This is a genomic window from Achromobacter sp. RW408 (assembly GCF_003184165.1).
Classification (GTDB): domain Bacteria; phylum Pseudomonadota; class Gammaproteobacteria; order Burkholderiales; family Burkholderiaceae_B; genus Achromobacter; species Achromobacter xylosoxidans.
Window position 1 is genome coordinate 799214 of record NZ_QHHO01000046.1, and the last position, 26754, is coordinate 825967.

The window sequence follows — 26754 nt, forward strand, 5'->3', positions numbered from 1 at the left end:
AGTACCAAACCGCCGGACTTGATGGTGCCAGGCCGGCGGGCGACCCGCTTCAACGCGCGCCGGCCGCCAGCGCCCGCGCATACAGCGCCGCCACCGCGCAACTGTCGACCCGCGCCTGCACCGCGTCCGAACGGCTGGTCAGCAGCACCGGCACGCGCGTGCCCAGCACCAGCCCGGCGGTGGCCGCGCCAGCCAGCCAGGTCAGTTCCTTGTAGAGCATGTTGCCGGCCTCGATATCGGGCACCAGCAGGATGTCGGCATCGCCCGCCACCGGCGAGACGATGCCCTTCTGCTCGGCCGCCTGGCGCGAAATGGCGTTGTCGAACGCCAGCGGACCGTCGATCTGGCCGCCGCGGATCTGCTGGCGGTCGGCCATCTTCGACAACGCCGCCGCGTCCAGCGTGGCCGGCATGGCCGGGTTGACCGATTCGGTGGCGCACAGCACCGCCACCTTGGGCCGCGCCACGCCCAGCGCATGCGCCAGGTCGATGGCGTTCTGCGCGATGTCGGCCTTCTCCTGCAGGGTAGGGGCGATGTTGACGGCGGCGTCGGTCAGGATGAACAGCTTGGGATACGCGGCCGCCGCCATCACGAAGGCATGGCTGATGCGCCGGGCCGTGCGCAGCCCGGATTCGCGCGCCACCACCGCCGACATGAAATGGTCGGTGTGCAGGCTGCCCTTCATCAGCATGCCGACCGCGCCGTCGCGCGCCAGGCCGGCCGCGGCGCGCGCGGCCAGCGCCTCGTCGTCGGGCGTGTCGACGATCTCCAGCGAGCCGGCGCGCAGGCCCAGCTCGGCCATCAGGTCGGCCAGCCGGGCCGCCGGCCCGACCAGCAGCGGCTCGATGTAGCCGGCTTCGCGCGCCTGCACCGCGGCGCCCAGGCTGGAAGCGCACAGCGGATAGGCCACCGCCGTGCGCACCCGCCCGGCCGACAGCGCCGCAGCCCGCAGCGGCTCGAACAAGCGGTCGCTGGCCATGGCGTCAGCCGCGCACCGGGTCGATCGGCAGCGGCACCTCGCCCGGCTGGAACGGCTGGTTGACGTAGCGCTTGTACTTGTCCAGCAGGCGCAGCGGCTGCTTGAGCGCGTCGCGGCGGAACGGATCGCCCAGCTCCTGGCTCACCATCATCTCCAGCACCGTGGTCTTGCCCTCGGACTGCGCCTTGCACGCGGCCTGCAGCGCCGCGCCGACTTGGTCGGCATGCTCGACCCGGATGCCCTCGGCGCCCATGGCCCGCGCCAGTTCCGCGAAGTTGGGGTTCTGCAGGTTGCTGCCGACGAAGCGGCGGCCGTAGAAGTCCACCTGGTTCTTCTTTTCCGCGCCCCACTGGCCGTTGTGGAACACCACCGCCGTGACCGGGATGCGCTCGCGCACGCAGGTCAGCAGTTCCTGGAAGCTCATGCACCAGGCGCCATCGCCAACGTAGGCCACCGCCGGCCGGTCGGGCCGGCCCAGCTTGGCGCCGATCAGCGCGGGCAGCGCGTAGCCGCAGTTGCCGAAGCTCATGGCGGCCAGCATCGAATCCGGTTCGTCGAAGCGCAGGTAGCTGTTGGACACCGAGCAGATGTTGCCGATGTCGGTGGACACCATCACATGCTTGGGCATGGCACGCTCCAGTTCGCGCAGCATGCGGCGCGGATGCATGCGGCCGCCGCCGTGCTCGATGATGTCCAGGCTCCAGTCGTCGCGCTCGTGCGACCAGCCGTCCAGTTCCTTTTCCCAGGCGCTTTTCTGCGCCGCGATCTCTTCGCCGCGCGCCGCCTTGGTGGCCACGCAGGCGACCTCGCGATCGCGCAGCTTCGCGGCCAGCGCCGCCGCCGCCGGCTTGGCATCGCCGCAGATGCCCACCGACACCGGCCGCACCAGGCCCAGCATGCGGTGGTCGGCATCGACCTGGATGATGCGCGCGTTCTGCGGCCAGTAGTCCAGCCCGTGCTGCGGCAAGGTGCCGAAAGGCCCCAGGCGCGTGCCCAGCGCCAGCACCACGTCGGCCTGCGACAGCAGCTTCATGCCGGCCTTGGAGCCCTGGTAGCCCAGCGGCCCGCACCACAGCGGATGGCTGGCCGGAAAGGCGTCGTTGTGCAGGTAGCTGGTGACCACCGGCGCGCCCAGCAGTTCGGCCAGCGCCACGCATTCGGCCTGGCCGGCCGAGAACAGCACGCCGCCGCCGGCGACGATCACCGGGAACTTCGCCCCGGCCAGCAGGCGGGCGGCCGCTTCCAGGTCTTCTTCCGAACCGGGGCCGCGGCGGATGCGGCGCGGCTCCGGAATCGCCACGTCGATCTCGCCGTAGAAATAGTCGCGCGGGATGTTCAGCTGGGTCGGGCCGCGCTCGGCCAGCGCGTTGTCGAAGGCCTTGGCGGTGAATTCAGCCATGCGGTCGGGCCGGTTGACGTGCGCCTGGTACTTGGTGATGCGCGAGAAGATCGGCAGCTGCTCGGTTTCCTGGAAGCCGCCCAGGCCCATGCCGGAGGTGCCGGTCTCGGGCGTGATGGCCACCACCGGGCTGTGGGCCCAGTAGGCCGCGGCCACGCCGGTGACGAAGTTGGTGATGCCGGGGCCGTTCTGCGCGATGCAGACGCCGTGGCGGCCGGTGACGCGCGAATAGCCGTCGGCCATGTGGGCGGCGCCCTGCTCGTGCACCGTCGGCACGAAGCGGATGCCGGCGGCGGGGAACAGGTCCAGCGCGTCCATGAAGGCCGAACCGACGATGCCGAAAACGTCCTTGACGCCCTGCGCCACCAGCGTCTCGACAAACGCTTCGCTGGGGGTCATGTGTTGTTTGCTGCTCATGGTCTCTCTCCTGGCGGGCCGGCGCGGCTTGGATTGCATATTGGCCGGGGTGAACCGATACTGCAGCAGAACTCCCGCATTTCCCACCCTGCAGCATTCCATTTTCTGCAGAATCCGCACCAACCTGGCGGCCTTTCGCCAAATCTTCAAATATTGAAAGATGAAAGACGAATCCTCCGCGGCGCTGCGCGCGCTGACCCTGCTGGAACAGGTCGCCGGTTCCGAGGCGCCGGTATCGCTGGCGGCGCTGACCGACGCCACCGGCCTGCCCAAGCCCTCGGTGCTGCGCATCCTGTCGCGGCTGGTGGACGCCGGCATGCTGCTGCGCGAACCGGCAGGCAAGCGCTACATCACCGGCCCGCGCCTGGCGCTGCTGGCGCGCGACACCCTGCTCAATTCGCCGCTGCGGGCCGAGCGCCATCGCATCCTCGACAGCCTGGTCGACGAGATCGGCGAAACCTGCAACTGCACCATGCTGGACGGCGACGAGGTCATCTACCTGGACCGGGTCGAGACCGCCTGGCCGCTGCGCGTCAACCTGCAGCCCGGCTCGCGCGTGCCGCTGCACTGCAGCGCCAGCGGCAAGCTGTTCCTGGCGCACATGCGGCGCGAGGCCCGCGCCCGGCTGCTGGCGGCGGCGCCGCTGCCGCGCTACACGCCCAACACGCTATGCGACACGGCCGCGCTGGAGCGCGAACTGCTGGCGATCCGCAAGGAAGGCGCCAGCTTCGACCGCGAGGAATTCCTGCTGGGCATCGTCTGCATGGCGGTGCCCATCATGCGCGGACGCCGCGCCATCGCCGCGGTGGCGCTGCACGCGCCGGTGGCGCGGCTGTCGATCGACGGCGCGCGCGCCTGGCTGCCGCGCATGCAGGAAGCGGCGCGGGCGCTGGCGGGCACCTACGAACCGTCGGCCTGAGCGCGGCGCGGCCGGCGCCCGCGCGCGCCTGGCCATCGCGCCGGGCCGCTCCGGAAGCGCCAGGCCTTACACTGTCGGCCGTATCCGTATTCATCGCAGTTCCTGCGAGAGCCTGACCGTGACCCAGACGCCCTTCACCACCCTGCCCCTTTTGCCCGCCCTGCTCGACAACCTGCAAAGCCTGGGGTTCGAGCAGATGACGCCGATCCAGGCGCAGAGCCTGCCGCTGATCCTGGAAGGCCGCGACCTGATCGCGCAGGCCAAGACCGGCAGCGGCAAGACCGCGGCCTTCGGCCTGGGCGTGTTGCAAAAGCTCGATCCCGCCCGCCTGGCGCCGCAGGCGCTGCTGCTCTGCCCGACCCGCGAGCTGGCCGACCAGGTGGCGCAGGAGCTGCGCCGGCTGGCGCGCCAGATCGCCAACGTCAAGATCCTGACGCTATGCGGCGGCGCCGCGGCGCGCCCGCAGGCCGAATCGCTGGCGCGCGGCGCCCACATCGTGGTCGGCACGCCCGGCCGCATCCAGGACCACCTGGAGCGCGGCAGCCTGGACCTGTCCGGCCTGACCACGCTGGTGCTGGACGAAGCCGACCGCATGGTCGACATGGGCTTCTACGACGATATCGTGGCGATCGCCTCGCATTGCCCGGCCAAGCGCCAGACCCTGCTGTTCTCGGCCACCTACCCCGACAACATCCGCAAGCTGAGCGCGCGCTTTTTGCGCAACCCGGCCGAAGTCAAGGTCGAGGCCCAGCACGACGCCAGCCGCATCGAACAGATCTTCTACGAGATCGACCCCGCCGAGCGCCTGGATGCCGTGGCCACGCTGCTGGCGCACTTCCGCCCGGTCTCCACGCTGGCTTTCTGCAACACCAAGATCCGCAGCCACGACCTGGTCGAACGGCTCCAGGCCGCCGGCATCAGCGCCCTGGCGCTGAACGGCGACCTGGAACAGCGCGAACGCGACGAGATCCTGATCCAGTTCGCCAACCAGAGCTGCGCCGTGCTGGTGGCCACCGACGTGGCCGCGCGCGGCCTGGACATCCAGAACCTGGGCGCGGTCATCAACGTCGACGTCACCAAGGACACCGAAGTCCACGTGCACCGCATCGGCCGCAGCGGCCGCGGGGACCAGAAAGGCCTGGCCCTGAGCCTGTGCTCGCCCGACGAAATGCGCTGGGCCAACCTGATCGAGCAATACCAGGGCGCGCCCCTGACCTGGGGCGACCTCAAGTCGCTGCGCCCCAAGGCCGACCGGCCGCTGCGCGCGCCCATGGTGACCCTGTGCATCCAGGGCGGCAAGAAGGATAAGCTGCGCCCTGGCGACCTGCTGGGCGCCCTGACCGGCGACGGCGGCCTGGCCTTCGAGCAGGTCGGCAAGATCAACATCACCGAGTTCAACGCCTACGTGGCGCTGGACCGCAAGATCGCCAAGCAGGCCTTCTCGCGCCTGTCCAACAGCAACATCAAGGGCCGGCGCTTCCGCATGCGCTACCTCGAGGAGCTGTAACGACTAAAATAGTCCGTTTTTGCTCATTCCCGGCGCCGCCTGCCCGGCGCCCCCCGTCATGACCTACACCGCCAAAGAAATCTTCAAGACCCTGCAAGGCGAAGGCGCCCACGCGGGCCGCGCGGCGGTCTTCTGCCGGTTCGCGGGCTGTAATCTCTGGACCGGCCGCGAGAGCGACCGCGCCAGCGCCGCCTGCACCTTCTGCGACACCGACTTCATCGGCACCGACGGCGACGGCGGCGGCAAATTCGCCAGCCCCGAACTGCTCGCCGATGCCATCGAGGCCGCCTGGGGTCCCGACACCGCCAACCGCTACATCGTCTTCACCGGCGGCGAACCGCTGCTGCAACTGGACGAAGCGCTGCTGGCCGTCGTCCACGCGCGCGGCTTCACCGTCGCCATCGAAACCAACGGCACCGTCCAGCCGCCCCCCGGCATCGACTGGATCTGCGTCAGCCCCAAGGGCACCGCCCCCGTCGTCATCGAACGCGGCAACGAACTCAAGCTGGTCTACCCCCAGGCCAACGCCCTGCCCCCGCGCTTCGAACACCTGGACTTCGACCACTTCTTCCTGCAACCCATGGACGGCCCCGCCCGCCTGGCCAACACCGAACAGGCCGTCCAATACTGCATGCAGCACCCGCAATGGCGCCTGAGCCTGCAGACCCATAAATACATAGGCATTCCATGATTTCCGTGACCCGCAGGCTTGAATTCGACGCCGGCCACCGCATTCCCGACCACCGCAGCCAGTGCCGCAACCTGCACGGCCACCGCTATGTGCTCGAAATCACCCTGACCGGCGACATCGTCCAGGCCCCGGGCGAGTCCGACAACGGCATGCTGATGGACTTCGCCGACATCAAGCGCATCGCCAAGGCCCACATCGTCGACGTCTGGGACCACGCCTTCCTGGTCTACGAAGGCGACACCGCCGTGCGCGGCTTCCTGGACTCGATGCCCGGCCACAAGACCGTGGTGCTGGACCGCATCCCCACCGCCGAGAACCTGGCCGCCATCATCTTCGAGATCCTGGCCCCGCACTACCACGGCCACTACGGCGCCGACCTGCGCCTGACCCGCGTGCGCCTGTACGAAACGCCCAATTGCTGGGCCGATTGCAACGGCTGATGCCCCTATGGGCGGCCGGCATGGCCACCCGCAAATCGACGTGACAGCATGCGCCTGCCGCCTGGCGCGGCAACGCTTGCCGGGCGCTCGTTGCCCATGGCAGGCACGGATGATTGCCGGCGTGGGCTGACGCCAGGCTCGCGGCAGCCCGGCCGCCCTGCATCACGCGCCCCGCCGCGCCAAAGCCGCCCGTTCGCCCCTCACCTTTCCACTCACGGAAAACCCGCCCCTGATTTTCCCGATTGAAAAAATCAATGGAGATCTTCGCCATTTTCAATTAATAGTAAGCTAATAGATAGGATACAATCGATTTCCATGGACACCCCCACCGACTCCCAACTCATGGCCACCACCGCCAACCTGATGGTGCTGTCGCGCGCCTATCGCGGCGCCGCCGACAAGGCCCTGGCCGACTACGGCCTGTCGCAAGCCACCGCCTGGCCCGTGATCCTGGCCGGCCGGCTGGGCGACGGCGTGCGCCAGGGCGCGCTGGCCGAGGCCCTGGGGGTCGAAGGTCCGTCGCTGGTGCGCGTGCTGGACCAGTTGGTCGCCGCCGGCCTGATGGAACGGCGCGAAGACCCGCACGACCGCCGCGCCAAGACCCTGCACCTGACCGACGCCGGCCACGCCCTGCGCAAGCAGGTCGAGGACGTGCTGGTGGAACTGCGCCGGCGCCTGTTCGACGGCGTCAGCGAAGCCGACCTGCAAGCCTGCCTGCGGGTGTTCGATGCGCTCAAGGCCGCGCTGGGCCGCAGCGCCGCCGGGGCCCAGGAGGACCCGCGGCCATGAAACTGCCCAACGTCCGCGAGACGATCTTCTCCCTCAAGAGCTACCTGAGCGCCATCATGGCGCTCTATCTTTCGTACAGCATCGGCCTGCCACGCCCGTTCTGGGCCATGACCACCGCCTACATCGTGGCCCAGCCCTGGTCGGGCGCGGTGCGCTCCAAGGCGCTATACCGCCTGGTCGGCACCTTCTGCGGCTCGGCCATGACCGTCTACATGGTGCCGCGCCTGTCCAATTCGCCCGTCGTCATGACCGCCGCCATGGTGGCCTGGGTCGGCTTCTGCCTGTACCTGTCGGTGCTGGACCGCACGCCGCGCTCATACCTGTTCATGCTGGCCGGCTACACCGCCGCCATGATCGGCTTTCCCAGCGTCACCGACCCGTCGCAGGTGTTCGACACCGCGCTGGCGCGGGTCGAGGAAATCAGCCTGGGCATCGTCTGCGCCACGCTGGTCCACAGCATCGTGCTGCCGCGCGGCCTGGCGCCGGCGCTGACGCTGCAGCTGGACAAGGCGGTGCGCGACGCCAAGCTCTGGATCCACGACACCCTGAGCGGCAAGACCGCCGAACAGAAAGACCGCGACCGCCGCGAACTGGCCAACGACATCACCCAGCTGCGCCTGCTGTCGACCCACGTGCCGTTCGATACCGGCAACCTGCGCTGGACCGCCGGCGCGGTGCGCGCCATGCAGGACCAGATCGCCGCGCTCACGCCCGCCGTGTCCGCCGTCGAAGACCGCATGCGCGCATTGCAGGCCGACGGCCAGACGCTGCCCGAGCCTGTCTCGCAGGTGCTGGCCGACATCTCCGAATGGATCAACGCGGGCGCCCAGGCCACCCATGAAACCGCCGTGCACCTGCGCGCCGCCGTTTCCCGCCTGACGCCCGCCATCGACAGCCATTCCGGCTGGCGCGACGCGCTGCTGGCCAGCCTGATGACGCGGCTGCGCGAACTGATCGACACCTATGACGAATGCCTGGCGCTGCGCCGCGAGATCCGCGCCGGCCTGGCCGGCGCGCCGCTGCGCACCACGCGCGCTCCCGCCCGCACCGCGCCCAACCGCGCCCTGCACCGCGACCGCGGCATGGCGCTGCTGTCGGCCGCCGCCGCCGGCGTCGCCATCTCGGTCGTCTGCCTGTTCTGGATCGGCACGGCCTGGAGCAACGGCGCCACCGCCGCCCTGATGGCCGCCATCTTCAGCTGCTTCTTCGCCTCGCAGGACAACCCGGTGCCGGGCATCATGCAGTTCCTGACCTACACGGTGTATTCGATCCCGCTGTCGGCGCTGTACCTGCTGGGCATCATGCCGGCCATCCATTCGTTCGAGATGCTGGCGCTGGCGATGCTGCCCACCGCCTTCGTGCTCGGCATCTTCATCGCGCGGCCGGCGTCCACCGGCAAGGCCATGGCGGTGCTGTTCGGCTTCCTGGGCACCATGGCGCTGCAGGACACCCATACCGCCGACCTGGTGTCGTTCATCGACACGCAGGTGGCGCAATGCATGGGCGTGGCCACCGCCGCCATCATCGCCGCCATCTTCCGCACCGTCAGCGCCGACTGGAGCGCGCGCCGCATCCAGGCCGCCAACTGGAACGAACTGGCCACGCTGGCCAGTTCGCCGCGCGCCCCGGCCCGCCACACCTACGCCGCCCGCATGCTAGACCGCATCGGCCTGCTGCAACCGCGCCTGGCGATGGCCAAGCGCCCCGACGACCTGGTCGCCGCCGACGCGCTCAAGGACCTGCGCGTGGGCCGCGACATCACCGAACTGCAACGCGCCCGCCGCCACCTGCCCATGGCCGACGCCACCATCGTGCCCGTGCTCGACAGCCTGGCGCGTTTCTTCCGCGAGCGCTCGAACTGGCGCGGCGGCGACAAGGCGCCGGAGATGCTGGCGCAGATCGATCGCGCCCTGGCCAGCGTCAGCGCCACGCCCGGCACCGTCGCCGCGCGCGATCGCGCCGTGGTGGCCCTGGTCGGCCTGCGCCGCGCCTTCTTCCCCGAGGCGGCCGATTACCAACCCGCCCATCCCACGCTGGAAACACCATGATCGGCGAATTCAACCTCTATGGCATCTACTTCCCCTGGCTGCTGGTGCTGGGCGTGGTCACCCTGGGCGTGGCCTGGGCCGTGCGCCGCGTGCTGGCGCGCGCCGGGCTGTATCGCCTGGTGTGGCACCCGGCGCTGTTCGACCTGGCGCTGTTCATCGTGCTGCTGTATGGCGTCTCCCTGATTTCCCCTTATTTTCTGCAGAGATAGGTATGAAACTTCCCAATGCCCTGCGCCCCGCCGCCATCGGCAAATTCGCGCTGACCGCCGCCGTGGTCGCGGCCGCCGTCTACGCCGGCTGGCAACTATGGGTGCACTATGAAGTCGAACCCTGGACCCGCGATGGCCGCGTCAAGGCCTACGTGGTGCAGGTGGCGCCCGACGTGTCCGGACTGGTCACCGCCGTGCCGGTGCACGACAACCAGGACGTGAAGGCCGGCGACGTGCTGTTCGAGATCGACCGCGCCCGCTTCCAGCTGGCCTACGACCAGGCCCAGGCCTCGGTCCGTTCGCAACAGGTGGCGCGCGAACAGGCGCTGCGCGACGCCAAGCGCAACCGCTCGCTGGGCCAGCTGGTGGCCGCCGAGGCGCTGGAACAGAGCCAGACCAAGCTGCAACAGACCGAGGCCGCGCTGGCCCAGGCCGAGGTGCAATTGAACACCGCCCGCCTGAACCTGGAACGCAGCCGCGTGCTGGCCGTGACCGACGGCCGCGTCACCAACCTCGACCTGCGCGCCGGCTCGTACGCCAGCGCCGGCCGCGGCGTGATGGCGCTGGTCGACGCCAGCTCGTTCTACGTCGAAGGCTACTTCGAGGAAACCAAGCTGCCCGGCATCCACGAGGGCGACCCGGCCACCGTCACGCTGATGGGCGACAACCGCCAGATCCGCGGCCATGTCGAGAGCATCGCGCTGGGCATCGCCGACCGCGACCGCAGCACCGGCGCCAACCTGCTGCCCAACGTCAACCCGACCTTCAACTGGGTGCGCCTGGCGCAACGCATCCCGGTGCGCGTGAAGATCGACGAGGTGCCCGCCGGCGTGCGCCTGGTGGCCGGCCAGACCGCCACCGTGGCGGTCGGCGCCGCCGCCGCGCCCGCGCAGACGCGGACCGACGCGCGCCAGCCCTCTTGAGCGCGCGCTTTCACCAACCCGCCAACCTCTTAGACAACGCCAAGCCGTAACCGCCATGAACACCAGATTCTTCCTGCCGCTGATGCTGTCCGCCGTGCTGGCCGGCTGCGCCGCCGTGGGCCCTGACTACCAGGTGCCCGCCGACGCGGCCGCCGCCCGGCCAGGCGCGCAGGCGCCATTCGCCGAGGCGCGGGAGGGCGTGTTCCAGCGCGACCAGGTGCCCGGCCACTGGTGGCGGCTGTACAACGATCCGGTGCTGGACGGCCTGGTGGAAAAGGCCCTGGCCGCCAACACCGACCTGCGCGTGGCCAGCGCCAACCTCGAACGCGCCCAGGCCGCCGTGCGCGAGACCGAGGCGCAGCAGCAGCCCAGCCTGGGCGTGAATGCCTCGCCCACCTTCGGCCACGTCTCCGGCCTGCAGGAGATGGCGCCGGGCATCGACCCGCCCAATCGCTGGTCGTACTCGGCCGGCGCCAGCATGTCGTACCAGGTAGACCTGTTCGGCCAGATCCGGCGCGCCGTGGAAGCGGCCGGCGCCGACGCCCAGGCGGCCCAGGCCGCCTACGACGCCACCCGCGTCACGGTGGCGGCCGAAACCGCCCGCGCCTACGCCAACCTGTGCTCGGCCGGCATGCAGCTGGCCTCGGCCGAGCATTCGGTGAAGGTGCAGCAGGAATCGCTGGACGCCGTCAGCCGTCTGCAACGCGCCGGCCGCGGCACCGCGCTGGACGTCACCCGCGCCCGCAGCCAGCTGGAGCAATTGCGCGCCGGCCTGCCGCCGTTCCAGGCGCAGCAGCGCACCGCGCTGTACCGCCTGGCGGCGCTCACCGGCCAGACCCCCGCCGAGATTCCGACCACGCTGCTGCAATGCGCCGCCGCGCCGCAATTGAGCGAAACCATTCCGGTGGGCGACGGCGCCGCGCTGCTGCGCCGCCGTCCCGACATCCGCCAGGCCGAACGCGCGCTGGCCGCCGCCACCGCGCGCATCGGCGTGGCCACGGCTGACCTGTATCCGAAGATCACGCTGGGCCTGTCGGGCGCCTCGGGCGGCCCGGCCGCCATGTTCGGCGACCGCGGCACCTTCAGCTGGAGCGTCGGTCCGCTGATCTCGTGGACGCTGCCCAACACCGGCGCGGTGCAGGCGCGCATCGCCGAGGCCGAGGCCAACACCAAGGCCGCCGTGGCGCGCTTTGACGCCTCGGTGCTGAACGCGCTGCGGGAAACCGAGAGCGCGCTGGTGGTGTATGCGCGCCAGCTCGATCGCCAGGCCGCGCTGCAAGCGGCGCGCGACCAGGCGGCGCAGGCCGCCTCGCAGGCGCGCCAGTTGTTCCAGTACGGCAAGACCGATTACCTGACGGTGCTGGACGCCGAGCGCACGCTGGCCAGCAATGAAAGCGCGCTGGCCGCCGGCCAGGCCGAACTCAGCAACGACCAGATCGCCGTGTTCCTGGCGCTGGGCGGCGGCTGGGAAAAGTAGGCGCGGCGGGCCATACTCGGGCGGCCAGGTCGCCGCCCGCCTTGTGTTTCCCTCCGGCGCGTGGCGCCGACCTCCCCGAACGGGGCAAACGCGCCCGCTTCAGCGGACCTCGCGTCCTTCCCCTCCCTCTTTCGCATGGATCGCGCCGCGCCCGGTACGCGCGATCGTGCCGCGCTCCTTGTGCCAGCCCGCATCGGCGCGCCAGCGTCCCGGGTGATGCCGGCCACCTCACCTCCAAATAGTTTCCACAATATGGAGATAGCATTGTTGGCGTCGCGCATGGCCTCTTAGAATCAGTCTCACATCATTATTCCAATTCAAGCCGATACAGATCGATTCGACCGAGGCATTCCGGGACGCCTCCAGGAATCAAGGCACATATCCATAATATGGAAGAACAAACCAACACCGAACCTGCCCGCGTCATGGACAGCATCACCAAGCTGCGCGCCGAAGACGCCGGCCGCGTGGTGATCGCCGGCTCCCATGGCGGCAGCTACGCGGCCTATTGCGCCGCCCGCGGCCGGGTGCGCGCGGTGGTGCTGAACGACGCCGGCGTCGGCTGGCAGCAGGCCGGCATCGCCGGGCTGGACGAATTGCAGCAGTGGGGCGTGGCCGCCGCCACCGCCGACTACCGCAGCTGCCGCATCGGCGACGGCGCCGACATGGCGCGCCACGGCATCATCAGCCACGTCAACGATCTGGCCTACGCGCTTGGCTGCCGCCCCGGCATGGCCGTGGCGCAGGCCGCGCAGCGGCTGGCCGGGGCCGACATGGCGCCGACCTGGCCGGCGCCGCGCCACGAAGCGCGCACGGTCCTGGCCGCAGGCGCCGACGGCGCGCCGCGGGTGATCGGCGCCGATTCGGTGTCGCTGCTGGAAGCGGCCGACGACGGCCTGATCGCCGTCACCGCCTCGCACGGCGAACGGCTGGCCGGCCTGGCCACCGACGGCGTGCGCCCCCGCCCCTGGCTGGTGACCTTCAACGACGCCGGCATCGGCAAGGACAGCGCCGGCATCGGCCGCCTGCCCCTGTTGCAGCAGCGCGGCATCGCGGCGCTGACGGTGTCGGCCCACAGCGCCCGCATCGGCGATGCCCGCTCCTGCTACGAGGACGGCGTGGTGTCGTGCGCCAACGCCCAGGCCCGCGAACTCGGCTGCCGCGTCGGCTCTCCCCTGAAATCCTTCATCGACGCCCTGCTGGCGGGGCGCGCAACCCACCTGGAGCATTCTCCGCATGTCGGAAACCCTTGAAATCACCGGCGGCGAAGCCATCGCCCGCATGTTCGCCGCGCATGACGTCGGCCTGATGTTCGGCATGGGCGGCTTCCAGCTGCTGCCGTTCTACGACGCGGTGCGGCGCCTGAAGCTGAACCACAACCTGATCAACGACGAACGCTGCGCGGTGTTCGCCGCCGACGCCTACACCAAGGTCAGCGGCCGCCCCGCCGTGTGCGACGCCACGCTCGGCCCCGGCGCCACCAACCTGGTCACCGGCCTGGCCGAAGCCTACAACGCTGGCACCGCCATGGTGGCGCTGGTGGGCGACTCGCACCGCATGCATTCGTGGAAGAACATGACGCAGGAGGCGCGCCAGCTGGAAGTGCTGCGCCCGGTGGTCAAGGACGTGCTAAGGGTCGAAAAGATCGAGCGCATTCCCGAACTGGTGCGGCGCGCCTTCGCGGTCGCCACCAGCGGCCGGCCCGGCCCGGTGGTGCTGGACGTGCCCGAGGACATCGCGCATGAAGTCCACGCCTTCGACGCCGATGCCTTCCACGCCAGCGAGACCTACCGCCGCGCGCCCGCGCTGCGCTGCCGCCCGGATGCCGACGCGCTGGCGCAGGCCGCCGCCATGCTGGCCGGCGCCGACCGCCCGCTGATGCTGTGCGGCGGCGGCGTGCACATCAGCGAGGCCGCCGCAGCGGTGCAGGATTTCGCGCGGCGCTACAACATCCCGGTGGCCCACACCATGAGCGGCAAGGGCGCCATCGCTTGCGACGATCCGCTGAACGCGGGCCTGTTCGGCCGCTACAGCCGCATCGCCAACGACCTGATCGCCAAGTCCGACTGCCTGTTCGTGGTCGGCTGCAAGCTGGGCGAAGTGGCCACGCGCCGCTACGACTTGCTGGCCACCGGCGCGCCCATCATCCACCTGGACATCGTGGCCGAGGAATTCGACCGCACCACCACGCCGGCGCTGCGGCTGTGGGGCGACGCCCGCGCCACGCTGGCCGAGCTGGACCAGGCCCTGGCCGCCCAGCCCGACCACGGCGGCGCCCGCCGGCAAGGCTACGCCGCGGAAGTCGGCCAGGCCATGCATACCTGGCGCGAATCGGTGCGCGCCAAGCTGACCTCGGCCGACCGACCCATCGGCATGGCGCGCCTGATGCACGAGATCAACGCCAGCCTGCCCGCAGACGGCGTGCTGGTGGCCGACGGCGGCTTCGCCGCGCACTGGGGCGGCCTGCTGTTCGACACCAAGCGCGCCGGACGCGGCTTCGTGCCGGACCGGGGCTTCGCGTCGATCGGCTACGGCATCCCCGGCGCCATCGGCGCGGCCGCCGCCGCCCCCGGCCGGCAGGTGGTCAGCCTGACCGGCGACGGCGGCTGCAACATGTCGCTGGGCGAGCTGGAGACCGCCGTGCGCATGGGCCTGGCCTTCACCCTGGTGGTGGTCAACAATGCCGCCTCGGGCTATATCAAGGCCTTGCAGCACCTGATGTACGGCAGCGGCAGCTACCAGTCGTCCGACCTGGCCGAGACCAACTACGCCAACGTGGCGCGGGCGCTGGGCTGCAACGGCATCCGGGTGGAGGACCCGGCCGAGATTCCCGCCGCGCTGGCCGCCGCCTACGCCTGCAAGGACCGCCCCACCGTGCTGGACGTGGTGGTCACGCGCGACCCCGCGCACATGCTGCCCGGCGTGGACAGCCGCGCCGCCAAGATCAAGCCGGGCGACCGCATCGCCTGAGCCTGAATAACAACACAGACATTCCAAGCGAGGAGACAACCCCATGAAGATCCGTACCTGGCTGACCGTGGCGGCCGCCGCCCTGGCCACCGTGCTGGCGCCGTCCGCCGGCGCCCAGAGCAACTACCCCGACCGCCCGATCCGCCTGATCGTGCCCTTCCCGCCCGGCGGCACCTCCGACGTGGTCGGCCGCATCTTCGCCGAGGCGCTGGGCAAGCAGATCGGCCAGCCCGTCGTGGTGGAAAACCGCGGCGGCGCCGGCGGCACGGTCGGCTCGCGCGCGGTGGCCAGCGCGCCGGCCGACGGCTACACGCTGCTGCTGGGCACCTCCAGCACCAACGGCACCAACTCGGCCGTGTACAAGAACCTGCCGTACGACGCGGTCAAGGACTTCACCCCGGTCACGCAGATCATCCGCGTGCCGGGCGTGATCGTGGTCAACAAGGACTTCCCGGCCAAGGACTACGCCTCGTTCGTCGCGCTGATCAAGGGTGCGCCGGGCAAGTACTCGTATGCCTCGTCGGGCAACGGCGGCGCCACCCACATGGCGATGGAATACTACAAATCGCTGTCGGGGCTGGACATGATGCACGTGCCGTATCGCGGCACCGGCCCGGCGCTCAATGACGTCATCGCCGGCCAGGTGCCGATCCTGTGGGACACGGCGGCCTCGTCGATGGCGCACATCCAGTCCGGCAGCCTGCGCGCCATCGTGGTGGCCGCGCGCAAGCGCCTGCCGCAACTGCCCGACGTGCCCACCTTCGCCGAAGTCGGGCTGCCTGATTACGACGCGGAGATGTGGAACGGCCTGCTGGCGCCGGCCGGGCTGCCCGCGCCGATCCTGGCCAAGCTGGGCGAGGCCTCGCGCCGCGCGCTGGCCCACTCCGAGGTGCAGGCCAAGTACGCCGGCGTGGGCGCCTACGTGGTGGCCGACAAGCCGGAAGCCTTCGCCGCGATGATCAAGGAAGACGTGGCCAAGTGGAAGAAGGTGGCCGAGTTCGCGCACATCTCGGTGGACTGACATGGGCCAGCGCATGCAAGGCAAGACCGCGCTGGTGTTCGGCGCGGGCTCGTCCGGACCGGGCTGGAGCAACGGCCGCGCCGCCGCCGCGCTCTATGCCCGCGAAGGCGCCCACGTGTTCGCGGTGGACCTGCGGGTGGAATCGGCCGAGGAAACCCGCCGCATCATCCTGGACGAAGGCGGCCGCTGCACCGCGCTGGCGGCCGACGTGACCGACAGCGCGCAAATCCTGGCGGCGGTGCGGGCCATGCAGGCCGAGGCCGGCCGCATCGACGTGCTGCACAACAACGTCGGCATCACCGAGATGGGCGACCCGATCGAAGCCAGCGAGGAGAGCTGGCACCGCGTCATGGACACCAACCTGACCGGCGTGTTCCTGACTTGCAAGCACGTGCTGCCGGTGATGCTGGCCCAGGGCGGCGGCAGCATCGTCAACATCTCGTCGCTGGCCTCGATCCAGGTCAACACCTACCCGTATACCTCGTACTACGCCGCCAAGGCCGGCTTGAATCACCTGACCCGCGCCCTGGCGGTGCGCTATGCGCCCGACAACATCCGCGTCAACGCGGTGCTGCCGGGCGTGATGGACACGCCGCTGATCTACACGCAGATCGCGGGCCAGTTCGAGGACGTGGAGGAAATGCGCCGGCGCCGCAACGCCGCCAGCCCGATGGGCCGCATGGGCGACGCCTGGGACGTGGCGCACGCGGCGCTGTTCCTGGCGAGCGACGAAGCGAAGTACATCACCGGCGTGTGCCTGCCGGTGGACGGCGGCAAGTCCTGCGCGGGGCGGTAGCCGGCATAGCGGGCCGGCCGGCGCCGCGCGTCAGGCCGGACGCGGCGCCAGCTCCGCGCCCAGTTCCGTGGCGGCGCGTTGCAGCGCCGCGACCACTTCCTGCAACCGCGCCCCCGACAGCCGCGAGCGGATCGCGGCCACGCTGAGCGCGGCCACCACATGCTGCTCGCGGTCGTACACCGGCACGCCCACCCCCAGCATGTCCGGGATGATGCGGCCCGGGTTCAGCGCATAGCCATTCTTGCGGGCCGCGGCGATGTCCTCGCGCAGCATCGCGGTGGACGGCAGGTCGGGCGCGGCCGAGGCGTCGTAGCGCGCCAGCACCCGCTCGATGTCGTCGTTGGGCAGGAACGCCAGCAGCGCCAGGCTGCCTGCCCCCACGCCCAGCGGCCGGCGGTGGCCGACCTCAAGCGTCAGGATCTTGATGGGAAAGTCGCCCGTCTTGCGGTCGACGCAGACCGCCTCATGGCCCGAGCGCACCGACAGGAAGCTGGTGTCGCCGGTCGATTGCGCCAGCCGCAGCACCGCCGATTCGGCGATCGCCTTGATGCCATGGCGGCTTTCGGCCGCCAGCCCCAGGATGTACGACTCGCGCCCCAGGCTGTAGGTCTTGAGCTTGGGATTGAGCGCCAGGAAGCCCTCCTGCAGCAGGGCCGACAGCATGCGGTGCGCCGTGGGCGGCGTCAGGCCCAGGTCGCGCGCCACGTCGGTCAGGCCGACCCCGCGCGCGGGCGCGGCCCCCACGTACTTGAGGATGCGCAGCACGCGGAAGATGCTCTGCGCGCCGCCGACCGGATCGGCGTCGCGCGCGGCGGCGGAGGATTTGGCGGGACTCACCGGCGCGCCTTCAATGCACCGTGGTGCCATCGGGCGGCGACTGGTTCAGGCCCAGCGCCGCCTCCCAACTGCGCAGCGGCACGCAAGTCTGCAGGCGCACGATGGCGCGCTGGATCAGGGCCGGATGCAGTTCGTGGCCGACGTGCGTGGCCACGTCGATGGTGGAATCGCCGTGCAGCTCGTCCAGGCGCGCCTGCGCCGCCTGGATCAAGGCCACCGGCATGACCGGGTCGTCGGCGCCATGCAGCAGGTGCAGCGTGGTGTACTGCGGCGCGGCCTTGGGCAGCTGCGCATAGCGGCCCGAAAAGGCGATCACGCGGCCGGCCATGCCGTCGTGCGCCTGCACCAGTTCCAGCGCCATGATGGCGCCCTGCGAAAAACCGGCCAGCGCGGTGTCGGACTGCAGCAGGCCGAAGCGGGCCTGGGCCGCCTTCACGTAGGCCTCCAGCGGCGGCAGGGCCTGGGCCACGCGCTCGGGCCGGTTGTCCTCGGACACGCCGCGCACCGAGAACCACTGGCGGCCCGCGCCGCCGCCGTCAAAGGGCTCGAAGCCCTCGGGAATCAGCACCGCCGACGCGGGAAAGGCGGCGCGCACCGCCTCGGCCAGCGGCACCAGGTTGGCGGGCGTGCCGCCCACGCCATGCAGCAGGATGAACAGCTGCCGCACCTCGGTGCCGGGTTCGGGCAGGAATTCGATTTCGTGGGGGGACGCGGGGGAAGAAGTGGCCATGCTACGGCTCCGGACAGGCACTGGATAGCGCCATTGTAAAATGCCCGTCATACGCAATCCTAGGCAAAGCGCCCCCCGGGCCGGCTCCTGCCCCCGGTGTCCACAAGGCGCTCAGGGGCGTTCGCGGTCGGCGCGGGGCTTTGCATCAACCTGTGCATTCCATGAAAACACCGACGACAGACTCGGGAACCCCGCCGGCCGGCAAGAACCAGTTGCATCGCGTGCTCAAGGCGCGCCACCTGACCATGATCGCCCTGGGCGGCGCCATCGGCACGGGCCTGTTCATCGCCTCGGGCGCGGCCATCGCCCAGGCCGGCCCCGGCGGCGCGCTCACGGTCTACCTGCTGATCGGCCTGATGGTCTATTTCATCATGACCAGCCTGGGCGAACTGGCCACCTTCATGCCCGTGTCGGGTTCGTTCTGCACCTACGCCTCGCGCTACGTGGACGGCGGCTTCGGCTTCGCGCTGGGCTGGAACTTCTGGCTCAGCTGGGCCACGGTGGTGGCGGTGGACGTGGTGGCCGCCCAACTGGTGATGGCGTACTGGTTCCCCGATACCCCCGGCTGGATCTGGAGCGTCGCCTTCCTGGCGCTGACCTTCGGCCTGAACGCCTTCTCGGCGCGCAGCTTCGGCGAGGCCGAATACTGGTTCGCCATCATCAAGGTGGTGGCGGTGCTGTGCTTCATCGTGCTGGGCCTGGCCATGCTGGTGGGCATCATCCACAGCGACGCGCCGGTCGGCCTGCGCAACTGGACCGTGGGCGAGGCGCCGTTCGTCGGCAACGTCGCCACCTGGGTCGGGGTGGCCATGGTGGTGGCCTATTCGTTCCAGGGCACCGAACTGGTGGGCGTGGCCGCCGGCGAATCCGAGAACCCGCGCCGCAACGTGCCGCGCGCCATCAACCATGTGTTCTGGCGCATCCTGCTGTTCTACGTGCTGGCGATCCTGATCATCGGCCTGCTGATTCCCTATACCGACCCGCAGCTGTTGCGCAACGAGGTCGAGGACATCGCCGTCAGCCCCTTCACGCTGGTGTTCCAGCACGCCGGGCTGCTGTCGGCGGCCACCATCATGAACGCGGTGATCCTGACCTCGGTGCTGTCGGCCGGCAATTCGGGCATGTACGCGGCCACGCGGATGCTGTTCAACATGGCCGTCGAGGGCCAGGCCCCGGCCGTGTTCAAGCGCCTGACCGGCAACGGCGTGCCGCTGTACGCGCTGCTGGCCACCACCGCGCTGGCCTGCCTGTGCATGTTCAGCGTGGTCTACAGCCCCAAGGCGGTCTATATCTGGCTGCTGAACTTCGCCGGCATGACCGAGTTCATCGTCTGGCTCAGCATCGCGGTCAGCCACTACCGCTTCCGCCAGGGCTACGTGAAGCACGGCTACGACACCGCCAACCTGCCCTACAAGGCCGGCCTGTTCCCGTTCGGCCCGCTGTTGGCCTTCGTGCTGTGCCTGCTGGTCACGCTGGGCCAGAACTACCAGGCCTTCCTGGACGAGCGCATCGACTGGATCGGCGTGGTCTCGACCTACCTGGCGATCCCTCTGTTCCTGGCGTTCTGGATCGGCCACCGGCTGGTGAAGAAGTCGCGCTGGATCCGCTACCAGGACATGCAGTTCTACGGCTTCGAGGCCGACCGCGCGGCGGGCGTGCCGCAGGACGAACCGGTAGCCGCCAGCCAGGCCGCGCGGACCTGAGCCGCGTGCGGGCCGGGAGGCATCCTGGACCACGCGCCCGTACGCCGCCCGGCCCGCGCCGCGCCTATTCGAAGCTGTCGCGCGGACGCTGCGTGATGACGCCGTACCAGCCCAGGCCGGCATAGGTTTCATAGCCCGGCGTCAGCGCGAACCCCACCAGGCCGCGATCGGCGTTTTCGTAGTAGCCGCGCGGCCGCTCGTCGTGGCGCAGCACGTAGCGCTCTTTCAGCGATACCGCGCCGTCCGAGGCGGCGATGACGCGCTGGCGGCTGTCGACCAGCAGGCAGCGGGTGCGCCCCCATTCCTCTTCCGACAGGCCCACCGACTTGACGATGCTGGCGGCCTGCTGGCTCCAGTCGAAGAACACCCCCAGCACGCCCAGCGGTTCGCCGTGCTTGTCGGCGTCGCGCCGGATCGCGGTGGCGTAGGTGGCGACGTGGGCGCCGTCCAGCAGGCGCTCGCTGTCGATATCCATGGCCACGTACTCGCCGCCGTCGGCCGCGGCCATCCCGCGCCGGAACCATTCGGCATGGCTGACGTTGGCGCCGCGCGCCTGCGGATAGCGGTCCGGGCGGCCATTGGCCACCACCCGGCCCTGCGCGTCGGCCACCCACAGGTCCAGGTAGACCGTGTAGCTGTCCAGGATCACGCCCAGCCGCCCGCTGGCGTGGCGGGCACTGTCGGCGCCGGGTTCCTGCAAGGCCCGCACCACCGACGAATCGGTCGCCCACCAGCGCACGTCGCAGGAACGCTCGTACAGGTTGCGGTCCATGGTCTCGATCATGTTCAGCGCCAGGTCGCCCAGGCGGCGGCCCTCGTAGCCGCGGATCTCGTGCAGGGTGTTTTCGCCGATGCGGATCAGGTCGGCGATGGAACCGGCCAGTTCCTCCTTGAGCGCGTCGGCGATGCCGGTGATCTGCTCGGACACGTACTGCACCTGGTTGGCCACCACCGCGAACCCGCGCCCCGCCTCGCCCGAGCGCGCGGCCTCGATGCGCGCGTTCAGCGACAGGTATTTGGCCTGCTGGTTGATATCGACGATGCTCTCGATCTTCTCGTTCGAAATGCGCTCGACGCGGCGCGACAGTTCGACGATTCTTTCCGGTTGATGGGCCATGTTCAGCACTCCTTTTGTTGGACGTTGTTGCGTGAGGAGACGGTGACATGGGGACACAAGCAGGAAGCGTGCCAAGTCGTGCATGGGTTAATGACCAGCCCCTTCCATGGGCGGGGCGGGGGTGACGACGGCGCATCGCGCCTCGAAGCGGGCCTTGCGGCGCGCACCAATACGGTGCAAGCGACTGATACATCCGGTGCCTTCCGGGTCGGGTAAAATACTGTATATTCATACAGCAATAAGCGATTCCGGCCAGGCGTTCCCCGCCCGGCCGTCCGCCGCCCACCGAGTCTTCACCCAGGAAAACCGGGTCGCCCACCCGCCATGCCGTCGCCAGAACAGATCCATCCCGCGTTGTGGCGCGCCACCCAGTTGGCGCGCGGCGCCGCCCGCAGCCTGCCCACCGGCCACCCCACCCTGTCGGCCGAGCTGCCGGACGGCGGCTGGCCGCTGGGCTCGCTGATCGAGCTGCTGGCCCCGCAACCCGGCATCGGCGAAATCCGCCTGCTGCGCCCGGCCCTGGCGCAACTGGAAACGCGCCGCCCCATCGCCCTGGTGCAGCCGCCCCACGCGCCGCACATCGCCAGCTGGATGAGCTGGCGGCTCGATCCGCGCCAGTTGCTCTGGGTCGCCCCCGAAAAAACCCTGGACGCCCTCTGGGCCGCCGAGCAGATCCTGAAAAACGGCAGCTGCGGCGCCCTGCTCTGCTGGCTGCCGCACGTGCGCCCCGAATCGCTGCGCCGGCTGCACCTGGCGGCCCAGGCCAGCGACCTGCTGTTCGTCGCCCTGCGCCCGGCCAGCGCCGCGCAGCACGCCACCCCCGCCCCCTTGCGCCTGGCGCTCGCGCCCGCGCCGGGCGGGTTGTCCGTCCATATCCTCAAGCGCCGCGGACCGGTCTGCGAGGCCCCGCTGTACGTGGGCCTGGAGCCCGGCGTCCTGGCGCCCACCCGCCATGCGCCTCTGGATCGCCGCCTGCCTGCGCTGCCTGCCGCTGGACGCCCTGCGCCCGCACTGGCCGCTTGAGGCGCAGGCCTACGCAGTCCTTGACCAGGAACGCGTCGCCGCCCTCACGCCCGCCGCGCGCCAGGCCGGGGTGCGCCCGGGCATGCGCCGCGGCGGCGCGGCCGCCATCGCGCCCACGGTCGAGCTGCTGACGCGCGACCCGCTGGCCGAGGCCGACGCCCTGCAAGGCGCGGCGCTGGCGCTGCTGCAATACACCCCCGAGGTCGCGCTGGCGGGCGACGACACCGTGCTGCTCAACGTCGGCGCCAGCCTGCTGTTCTTTCGCGGGCCGCGCGCGCTGCACCGGCGCGTGGCCGCCACGCTGGCCGCGCTGGACCTGCGCGTGTCGCTGGGCATGGCGCCCACCGCCGCCGGCGCCTGGCTGCTGGCGCACCGCGGCGGACGCCGGCCGCCGCGCCGGGTGCTCACCCCGCGCACCCTGGCGCGCCGGCTCGACGCCCTGCCCGTGGCCCTGCTGCCCCAGGCCCGGCCGCGCCTGGACTGGCTCAACGACATCGGCTGCCACACCCTGGCCGACCTGCGCGCCCTGCCGCGCGCCGGCCTGCAACGGCGCAGCGCGCCCGACCTGCTGCAAGCGCTGGACGCGGCCTATGGCCAGTCGCCCGAACTGCATCGCTGGATCGAGCCGCCGCCGCGCTTCGAGCGCCGCATCGAGCTGATGGAATACCTCGAGCACACCGACGCGGTGCTGGCAGTGGCGCGGCGCCTGGCCGAGCAACTGGGCGGCTGGCTGGCGGCGCGGCAACTGGCGGTGCGGCGCGTGCTGCTGCGCCTGGACCACGAACGCGGCCGCCATGCGCGCCCGCCCACCGACCTGGAACTGGCGCTGGCCCAGCCCGTGTGGCAGGCGCCGCAGATCCTCAACCTGCTGCGCGAAAAGCTCGGCCGCCTGACGCTCGAAGCGCCGGTGATCGCGGTGACGCTGCTGGCGCCCGACACCACCGAACAGCCCGCCGCCAGCACCACGCTGTTCCCCGAACCCGGCGGCACCGCCGCCGACCACGCCCGCCTGCTGGACCTGCTGACCGCGCGGCTGGGCCGCGACCAGGTGCGCCACGCCTGTCCCATCCCCGACCACCGGCCCGAAGCCGCCAATGCCTGGGGCGACGCGCTGGAACCGTCACCGCGCCCCGAACCGCTGCCCGAACCCCTGGACCGCCCCTTCTGGCTGCTGGACCCGCCGCTGCCGCTCAAACTCGCCGGCCACCGGCCGCAATACGCCGGCCAGACGCTGCGGCTGATGCGCGGCCCCGAACGCATCGAAAGCGGTTGGTGGGACCCGGCCCTGACCGTGCGCGACTACTTCGTGGCCGAGGACGCCGCCGGCGCGCGCTACTGGATCTACCGCGAGCGCGACGACGAGCACGCGCGCTGGCACCTGCACGGGCTGTACGCCTGACTCCGCCATGCAAGCGCCCGACGATCCGCATGACGACGCCCCCGGTCCGCCTGTCGGACTGCCCGGCTACGCCGAACTGCAATGCCAGTCGAACTTCTCGTTCCTGCAGGGCGCCTCGCACCCCGAGGAACTGGCCGCCCGCGCCGCCGAACTGGGCTACGCCGCCCTGGCCATCACCGACGAGTGCAGCCTGGCCGGCGTGGTGCGCGCCCACATGGAAGCCAAGACCCAGAAGCTGCCGCTCATCATCGGCGCCACCTTCCGGCTGCGCGCCGGCCCCGAGGCCGCGCCACTGGACCTGACCTTGCTGGCGCAGACCCGCGAGGGCTACGGCAACCTGTCCGAGCTCATCACCCTGGCCCGCACCCGCGCTCCCAAGGGCGAATACCGGCTGGCGCCCGAAGACTTCACCCATCCGCCGCCGGGCTACGAACACCTGCGCCACCTGCCCGAATGCCTGGCGATCCTGTCGCCCGTCTACGGCGACGACCCCGACCGCATGGCGCAGCAGGCGCGCTGGCTGGCCGCCACCTTCCCGCGCCGCGCCTGGGTCGGCCTGACCCTGCTGTACCGCTCGCGCGACGACCTGCACCGCGCCGCCGTCGACCACGCCGCCCGCGCCGCCGACCTGCCGGTGGTGGCGCTGGGCCAGGTGCAGATGCACGTGCGCTCGCGCAAGCCGCTGCACGACACCCTGACCGGCATCCGCACCCACCAGTGCGTGTCGCAATGCGGCTACGCGCTGTCGGGCAACGCCGAACAGCACCTGCGCACCCGCATGCGGCTGGCCAACCTGTATCCGCCCGAAGCGCTGGCGCAGACCCTGGTGGTGGCGCGGCGCTGCGCCTTCTCGCTGGACGAGCTGCGCTACGAATACCCCGACGAGATCATCCCGCGCGGCCACACCCCCGCCACCTACCTGCGCCAGGAAACCCTGGCCGGCGCCGCACGGCGCTTTCCGGACGGGACGCCGGACTACGTCAGCGAACAGATCGAAAAGGAACTGGCGCTGATCGCCGACCTGCACTACGAGGCCTACTTCCTCACGGTCTACGACATCGTGCAGTACGCCCGCCGCCACGGCATCCTGTGCCAGGGCCGCGGTTCGGCCGCCAACTCGGTCGTGTGCTACTGCCTGGGCATCACCGAGGTCGATCCGCGCCGCGGCAACAACCTGTTCGAACGCTTCATCAGCAAGGAACGCAACGAGCCGCCCGACATCGACGTCGACTTCGAACACCAGCGGCGCGAGGACGTGATCCAGTACATCTACGACAAGTACGGCCGCCAGCGCGCCGCCCTGACCGCCGTGGTGATCTCCTACCGCCCGCGCAGCGTGCTGCGCGACACCGGCCGCGCGCTGGGCGTGGACCCGGGCGTGATCGACGCCGTGGCGCGCGCCCATCAGTGGTGGGACGGCAAGAAGGAAATGCTGCGCACGCTGGGCGCCTGCGGGCTCGATCCGGAATCGCAGGTGGCGCGGCAATGGGCCGCGCTGGCCCAGACCCTGATGGGCTTTCCGCGCCACCTGTCGCAGCACCCCGGCGGCTTCGTCATCTCGCGCGGCAAGCTGTCGCGGCTGGTGCCGATCGAAAACGCCGCCATGGCCGACCGCAGCGTGGTGCAGTGGGACAAGGACGACCTGGACGCGCTCAATCTGCTCAAGGTCGACGTGCTGGCCCTGGGCATGCTGTCGGCGCTGCGCCGCACCCTGGAACTGGCCGGCCAGCGCCGCGGCCAGCCGCTGCGGCTGCAGGACATTCCCGAAGGCGACGCCCCCACCTACGACATGATCTGCGATGCCGACACCATCGGCGTGTTCCAGATCGAATCGCGCGCCCAGATGACCATGCTGCCGCGCCTGCGGCCGCGCAAGTACTACGACCTGGTGGTGCAGGTGGCGATCGTGCGGCCCGGCCCGATCCAGGGCGGCATGGTGCATCCCTACCTGCGCCGCCGCCAGGGCAAGGAAAAGGAAAGCTACCCCAGCGACAAGGTGAAAGGCGTGCTCAGCCGCACCATGGGCGTGCCCATCTTCCAGGAACAGGTGATGCAGATCGCGGTGGTCGCGGCCGGCTTCTCGCCCGGCGATGCCGACCAGTTGCGGCGCTCCATGGCCGCCTGGAAGCGCAAGGGCGGCGTCGACAAATACCGCGCCAAGCTGGTAGGCGGCCTGCTGGCCCACAACTACACGCTGGAATTCGCCGAGGCGCTGTTCCGCCAGATCGAAGGCTTCGGCGAATACGGCTTCCCCGAAAGCCACGCCGCCAGCTTCGCGCTGCTGGCCTACGCCAGCTCCTGGCTCAAGCGCCACGAGCCCGAGGCCTTCCTGGCCGCGCTGCTCAATTCCCAGCCCATGGGCTTCTACGCCCCGGCGCAACTGGTGCAGGACGCGCGCCGCCACGGCGTGCGGGTGCTGCCGGTGGACGTGACCGTCAGCGGCTGGGACGCGGCGCTGGAGCCCGCGCCCGCCGACGCGCCGCCGCGCCGGCCGCATCCTCACGCGCCCTCGCCGGACGAAATCCGCCCCGCCGTGCGCCTCGGTCTGAGCCTGATCCAGGGCCTGCACCAAGACAGCGCCCGCCGCATCGAGGCCGCCCGCGCCGAGGCCGCCTTCACCAGCACCGGCGACCTGGCCCGCCGCGCCGCCCTGACCCGCCACGACCTGAACGCGCTGGCCGCCGGCGACGCCCTGCGCACCCTGGCCGGCCACCGCCGCCAGGCCAGCTGGGAAGCCGCCGCCAGCGTCCACAGCCGCGACCTGCTGCGCGACGCCGCCATCCACGAAACCGAGATGCCGCAACTGGCCGCGCCCAGCGAGAGCCAGACCGTGGCGGCCGATTACCGCAGCGTCGGCCTGACCCTGCGGCGCCACCCCGTCGAACTCTTGCGGCCGCAACTGGCGGCGCGCAATTTCCAGCCCGCCAGCGCGCTCAACGGCTACCCCGACAAGCGCGTGGCCCGCGCCTGCGGCATCGTCACCGTGCGCCAGCGGCCGCAGACCTCCAAGGGCGTGATCTTCGTCACCCTGGAAGACGAAACCGGCCCGGTCAACGTGGTGGTGCGCCCCGAACTGATCGAACGCCAGCGCCGCGAACTGCTCGGTTCCACCCTGCTGGGCGTCTACGGCACCTGGCAGAGCGTGGATGGCGTGCGTCACCTGATCGCGCAGCGGCTGGTGGACCTGTCCGAATTGCTGGGCGGTTTGAGCATGCCCAGCCGCAATTTCCACTGACGGCAGTGCGCGGCGGCCGGCGACGCTCCGGGAATCGACCGGACGCCACGGCCAAGCGCCGCGCGGGCGGCTGGTCTATGATGGATTTTCCGCGCCGCCCGCCCGCCCCCGCGCCGGCCGCGCCG

Annotated in this window: 22 protein-coding genes; 17 read left to right on the forward strand and 5 right to left on the reverse strand. The window is 70.6% G+C overall.

The window, feature by feature from the left end:
• Nucleotides 1–49: 49 nt before the first annotated feature.
• Together DK459_RS13815 and xsc are read right to left on the reverse strand one after the other, a co-directional pair.
• Nucleotides 50–979, reverse strand: coding sequence for a bifunctional enoyl-CoA hydratase/phosphate acetyltransferase (locus DK459_RS13815; RefSeq protein WP_024069022.1), 930 nt, complete (start codon nucleotides 977–979; stop codon nucleotides 50–52).
• Between the two features lie 4 nt (nucleotides 980–983).
• The gene (xsc, locus tag DK459_RS13820) at nucleotides 984–2795 is read right to left on the reverse strand and encodes a sulfoacetaldehyde acetyltransferase (RefSeq protein WP_035182904.1); all 1812 of its coding nucleotides are present in this window, start codon (nucleotides 2793–2795) and stop codon (nucleotides 984–986) included.
• A 160-nt stretch (nucleotides 2796–2955) separates the two neighbouring features.
• Between xsc and DK459_RS13825 the strand changes: the two genes are divergently transcribed.
• From DK459_RS13825 to DK459_RS13885, 13 genes are all read left to right on the forward strand, one after another.
• On the forward strand, nucleotides 2956–3714 hold the full coding sequence (locus DK459_RS13825; RefSeq protein ID WP_024069024.1) for an IclR family transcriptional regulator: 759 nt from the start codon (nucleotides 2956–2958) through the stop codon (nucleotides 3712–3714).
• A gap of 118 nt (nucleotides 3715–3832) precedes the next feature.
• Complete coding sequence (gene dbpA, locus DK459_RS13830; protein ID WP_006387234.1) at nucleotides 3833–5221, forward strand: ATP-dependent RNA helicase DbpA; 1389 nt, start codon at nucleotides 3833–3835, stop codon at nucleotides 5219–5221.
• 58 nt (nucleotides 5222–5279) lie between these two features.
• The gene (gene queE / locus DK459_RS13835; protein ID WP_006387235.1) at nucleotides 5280–5912 is read left to right on the forward strand and encodes a 7-carboxy-7-deazaguanine synthase; all 633 of its coding nucleotides are present in this window, start codon (nucleotides 5280–5282) and stop codon (nucleotides 5910–5912) included.
• Nucleotides 5909–6352: a 6-carboxytetrahydropterin synthase QueD gene (gene queD / locus DK459_RS13840; protein WP_006387236.1), complete on the forward strand. Its 444-nt coding sequence runs from the start codon at nucleotides 5909–5911 to the stop codon at nucleotides 6350–6352. The genes queE and queD overlap by 4 nt, the downstream gene beginning before the upstream one ends.
• A gap of 315 nt (nucleotides 6353–6667) precedes the next feature.
• Nucleotides 6668–7141: a MarR family winged helix-turn-helix transcriptional regulator gene (locus tag DK459_RS13845; RefSeq protein WP_006387237.1), complete on the forward strand. Its 474-nt coding sequence runs from the start codon at nucleotides 6668–6670 to the stop codon at nucleotides 7139–7141.
• Nucleotides 7138–9189, forward strand: a complete 2052-nt coding sequence (locus DK459_RS13850; protein WP_024069025.1) for an FUSC family protein — start codon at nucleotides 7138–7140, stop codon at nucleotides 9187–9189. Before DK459_RS13845 ends, DK459_RS13850 begins: the two co-directional genes overlap by 4 nt.
• Nucleotides 9186–9398 (forward strand): DUF1656 domain-containing protein, encoded by a 213-nt coding sequence (locus DK459_RS13855; protein WP_020927916.1) that lies wholly within the window; start codon nucleotides 9186–9188, stop codon nucleotides 9396–9398. The genes DK459_RS13850 and DK459_RS13855 overlap by 4 nt, the downstream gene beginning before the upstream one ends.
• Before the next feature lie 2 nt (nucleotides 9399–9400).
• Complete coding sequence (locus DK459_RS13860; RefSeq protein WP_024069026.1) at nucleotides 9401–10321, forward strand: HlyD family secretion protein; 921 nt, start codon at nucleotides 9401–9403, stop codon at nucleotides 10319–10321.
• Between the two features lie 55 nt (nucleotides 10322–10376).
• Nucleotides 10377–11798 (forward strand): efflux transporter outer membrane subunit, encoded by a 1422-nt coding sequence (locus tag DK459_RS13865; RefSeq protein ID WP_024069027.1) that lies wholly within the window; start codon nucleotides 10377–10379, stop codon nucleotides 11796–11798.
• A 389-nt stretch (nucleotides 11799–12187) separates the two neighbouring features.
• The gene (locus tag DK459_RS13870) at nucleotides 12188–13051 is read left to right on the forward strand and encodes a hypothetical protein (RefSeq protein WP_058664568.1); all 864 of its coding nucleotides are present in this window, start codon (nucleotides 12188–12190) and stop codon (nucleotides 13049–13051) included.
• Nucleotides 13035–14768, forward strand: a complete 1734-nt coding sequence (locus tag DK459_RS13875) for a thiamine pyrophosphate-binding protein (RefSeq protein ID WP_110134816.1) — start codon at nucleotides 13035–13037, stop codon at nucleotides 14766–14768. Before DK459_RS13870 ends, DK459_RS13875 begins: the two co-directional genes overlap by 17 nt.
• Nucleotides 14769–14811: 43 nt before the next feature.
• Entirely contained in the window at nucleotides 14812–15789 is a 978-nt protein-coding gene (locus tag DK459_RS13880) for a tripartite tricarboxylate transporter substrate binding protein (RefSeq protein WP_110134817.1), read from the forward strand.
• Between the two features lies 1 nt (nucleotide 15790).
• Complete coding sequence (locus DK459_RS13885; RefSeq protein WP_006385002.1) at nucleotides 15791–16585, forward strand: SDR family NAD(P)-dependent oxidoreductase; 795 nt, start codon at nucleotides 15791–15793, stop codon at nucleotides 16583–16585.
• Between the two features lie 30 nt (nucleotides 16586–16615).
• Here the strand turns inward: DK459_RS13885 and DK459_RS13890 are convergent, their stop codons facing one another.
• Nucleotides 16616–17422, reverse strand: coding sequence for an IclR family transcriptional regulator (locus tag DK459_RS13890; protein WP_020927921.1), 807 nt, complete (start codon nucleotides 17420–17422; stop codon nucleotides 16616–16618).
• 10 nt (nucleotides 17423–17432) lie between these two features.
• A complete protein-coding gene (gene ypfH / locus DK459_RS13895; protein ID WP_047990925.1) occupies nucleotides 17433–18152 on the reverse strand; it encodes an esterase in 720 nt (239 codons plus the stop codon).
• A 161-nt stretch (nucleotides 18153–18313) separates the two neighbouring features.
• Between ypfH and DK459_RS13900 the strand changes: the two genes are divergently transcribed.
• A complete protein-coding gene (locus DK459_RS13900; RefSeq protein WP_049051134.1) occupies nucleotides 18314–19855 on the forward strand; it encodes an amino acid permease in 1542 nt (513 codons plus the stop codon).
• Nucleotides 19856–19919: 64 nt separating this feature from the next.
• On the opposite strand, the gene DK459_RS13905 is transcribed toward DK459_RS13900, so the two are convergent.
• Nucleotides 19920–20981, reverse strand: coding sequence for a methyl-accepting chemotaxis protein (locus DK459_RS13905; protein WP_324613707.1), 1062 nt, complete (start codon nucleotides 20979–20981; stop codon nucleotides 19920–19922).
• A 315-nt stretch (nucleotides 20982–21296) separates the two neighbouring features.
• On the opposite strand from DK459_RS13905, the gene imuA reads away from it, so the two are divergent.
• Genes imuA through DK459_RS13920 form a run of 3 tightly spaced genes read left to right on the forward strand, consistent with a single transcriptional unit; the run spans nucleotide 21297 to nucleotide 26629 of the window.
• A complete protein-coding gene (gene imuA, locus DK459_RS13910) occupies nucleotides 21297–21995 on the forward strand; it encodes a translesion DNA synthesis-associated protein ImuA (RefSeq protein WP_024069033.1) in 699 nt (232 codons plus the stop codon).
• Complete coding sequence (locus DK459_RS13915) at nucleotides 21925–23394, forward strand: DNA polymerase Y family protein (RefSeq protein ID WP_110134818.1); 1470 nt, start codon at nucleotides 21925–21927, stop codon at nucleotides 23392–23394. The genes imuA and DK459_RS13915 overlap by 71 nt, the downstream gene beginning before the upstream one ends.
• A gap of 7 nt (nucleotides 23395–23401) precedes the next feature.
• Entirely contained in the window at nucleotides 23402–26629 is a 3228-nt protein-coding gene (locus DK459_RS13920) for an error-prone DNA polymerase (protein ID WP_110134819.1), read from the forward strand.
• The last annotated feature ends 125 nt before the right edge of the window (nucleotides 26630–26754 follow it).

Bases quoted from the DNA above. Each gene is read 5' to 3' on its own strand.
- DK459_RS13885 (WP_006385002.1), top strand. From the start codon at position 15,791: ATGGGCCAGCGCATGCAAGGCAAGACCGCGCTGGTGTTCGGCGCGGGC.
- DK459_RS13860 (WP_024069026.1), top strand. From the start codon at position 9,401: ATGAAACTTCCCAATGCCCTGCGCCCCGCCGCCATCGGCAAATTCGCG.
- DK459_RS13855 (WP_020927916.1), top strand. From the start codon at position 9,186: ATGATCGGCGAATTCAACCTCTATGGCATCTACTTCCCCTGGCTGCTG.
- DK459_RS13845 (WP_006387237.1), top strand. From the start codon at position 6,668: ATGGACACCCCCACCGACTCCCAACTCATGGCCACCACCGCCAACCTG.
- queD (WP_006387236.1), top strand. From the start codon at position 5,909: ATGATTTCCGTGACCCGCAGGCTTGAATTCGACGCCGGCCACCGCATT.
- ypfH (WP_047990925.1), bottom strand. From the start codon at position 18,152: ATGGCCACTTCTTCCCCCGCGTCCCCCCACGAAATCGAATTCCTGCCC.
- DK459_RS13825 (WP_024069024.1), top strand. From the start codon at position 2,956: ATGAAAGACGAATCCTCCGCGGCGCTGCGCGCGCTGACCCTGCTGGAA.
- DK459_RS13865 (WP_024069027.1), top strand. From the start codon at position 10,377: ATGAACACCAGATTCTTCCTGCCGCTGATGCTGTCCGCCGTGCTGGCC.
- DK459_RS13880 (WP_110134817.1), top strand. From the start codon at position 14,812: ATGAAGATCCGTACCTGGCTGACCGTGGCGGCCGCCGCCCTGGCCACC.
- DK459_RS13815 (WP_024069022.1), bottom strand. From the start codon at position 979: ATGGCCAGCGACCGCTTGTTCGAGCCGCTGCGGGCTGCGGCGCTGTCG.
- queE (WP_006387235.1), top strand. From the start codon at position 5,280: ATGACCTACACCGCCAAAGAAATCTTCAAGACCCTGCAAGGCGAAGGC.
- DK459_RS13900 (WP_049051134.1), top strand. From the start codon at position 18,314: ATGAAAACACCGACGACAGACTCGGGAACCCCGCCGGCCGGCAAGAAC.
- DK459_RS13850 (WP_024069025.1), top strand. From the start codon at position 7,138: ATGAAACTGCCCAACGTCCGCGAGACGATCTTCTCCCTCAAGAGCTAC.
- DK459_RS13915 (WP_110134818.1), top strand. From the start codon at position 21,925: ATGCGCCTCTGGATCGCCGCCTGCCTGCGCTGCCTGCCGCTGGACGCC.
- xsc (WP_035182904.1), bottom strand. From the start codon at position 2,795: ATGAGCAGCAAACAACACATGACCCCCAGCGAAGCGTTTGTCGAGACG.
- DK459_RS13875 (WP_110134816.1), top strand. From the start codon at position 13,035: ATGTCGGAAACCCTTGAAATCACCGGCGGCGAAGCCATCGCCCGCATG.
- DK459_RS13920 (WP_110134819.1), top strand. From the start codon at position 23,402: ATGCAAGCGCCCGACGATCCGCATGACGACGCCCCCGGTCCGCCTGTC.
- DK459_RS13870 (WP_058664568.1), top strand. From the start codon at position 12,188: ATGGAAGAACAAACCAACACCGAACCTGCCCGCGTCATGGACAGCATC.
- imuA (WP_024069033.1), top strand. From the start codon at position 21,297: ATGCCGTCGCCAGAACAGATCCATCCCGCGTTGTGGCGCGCCACCCAG.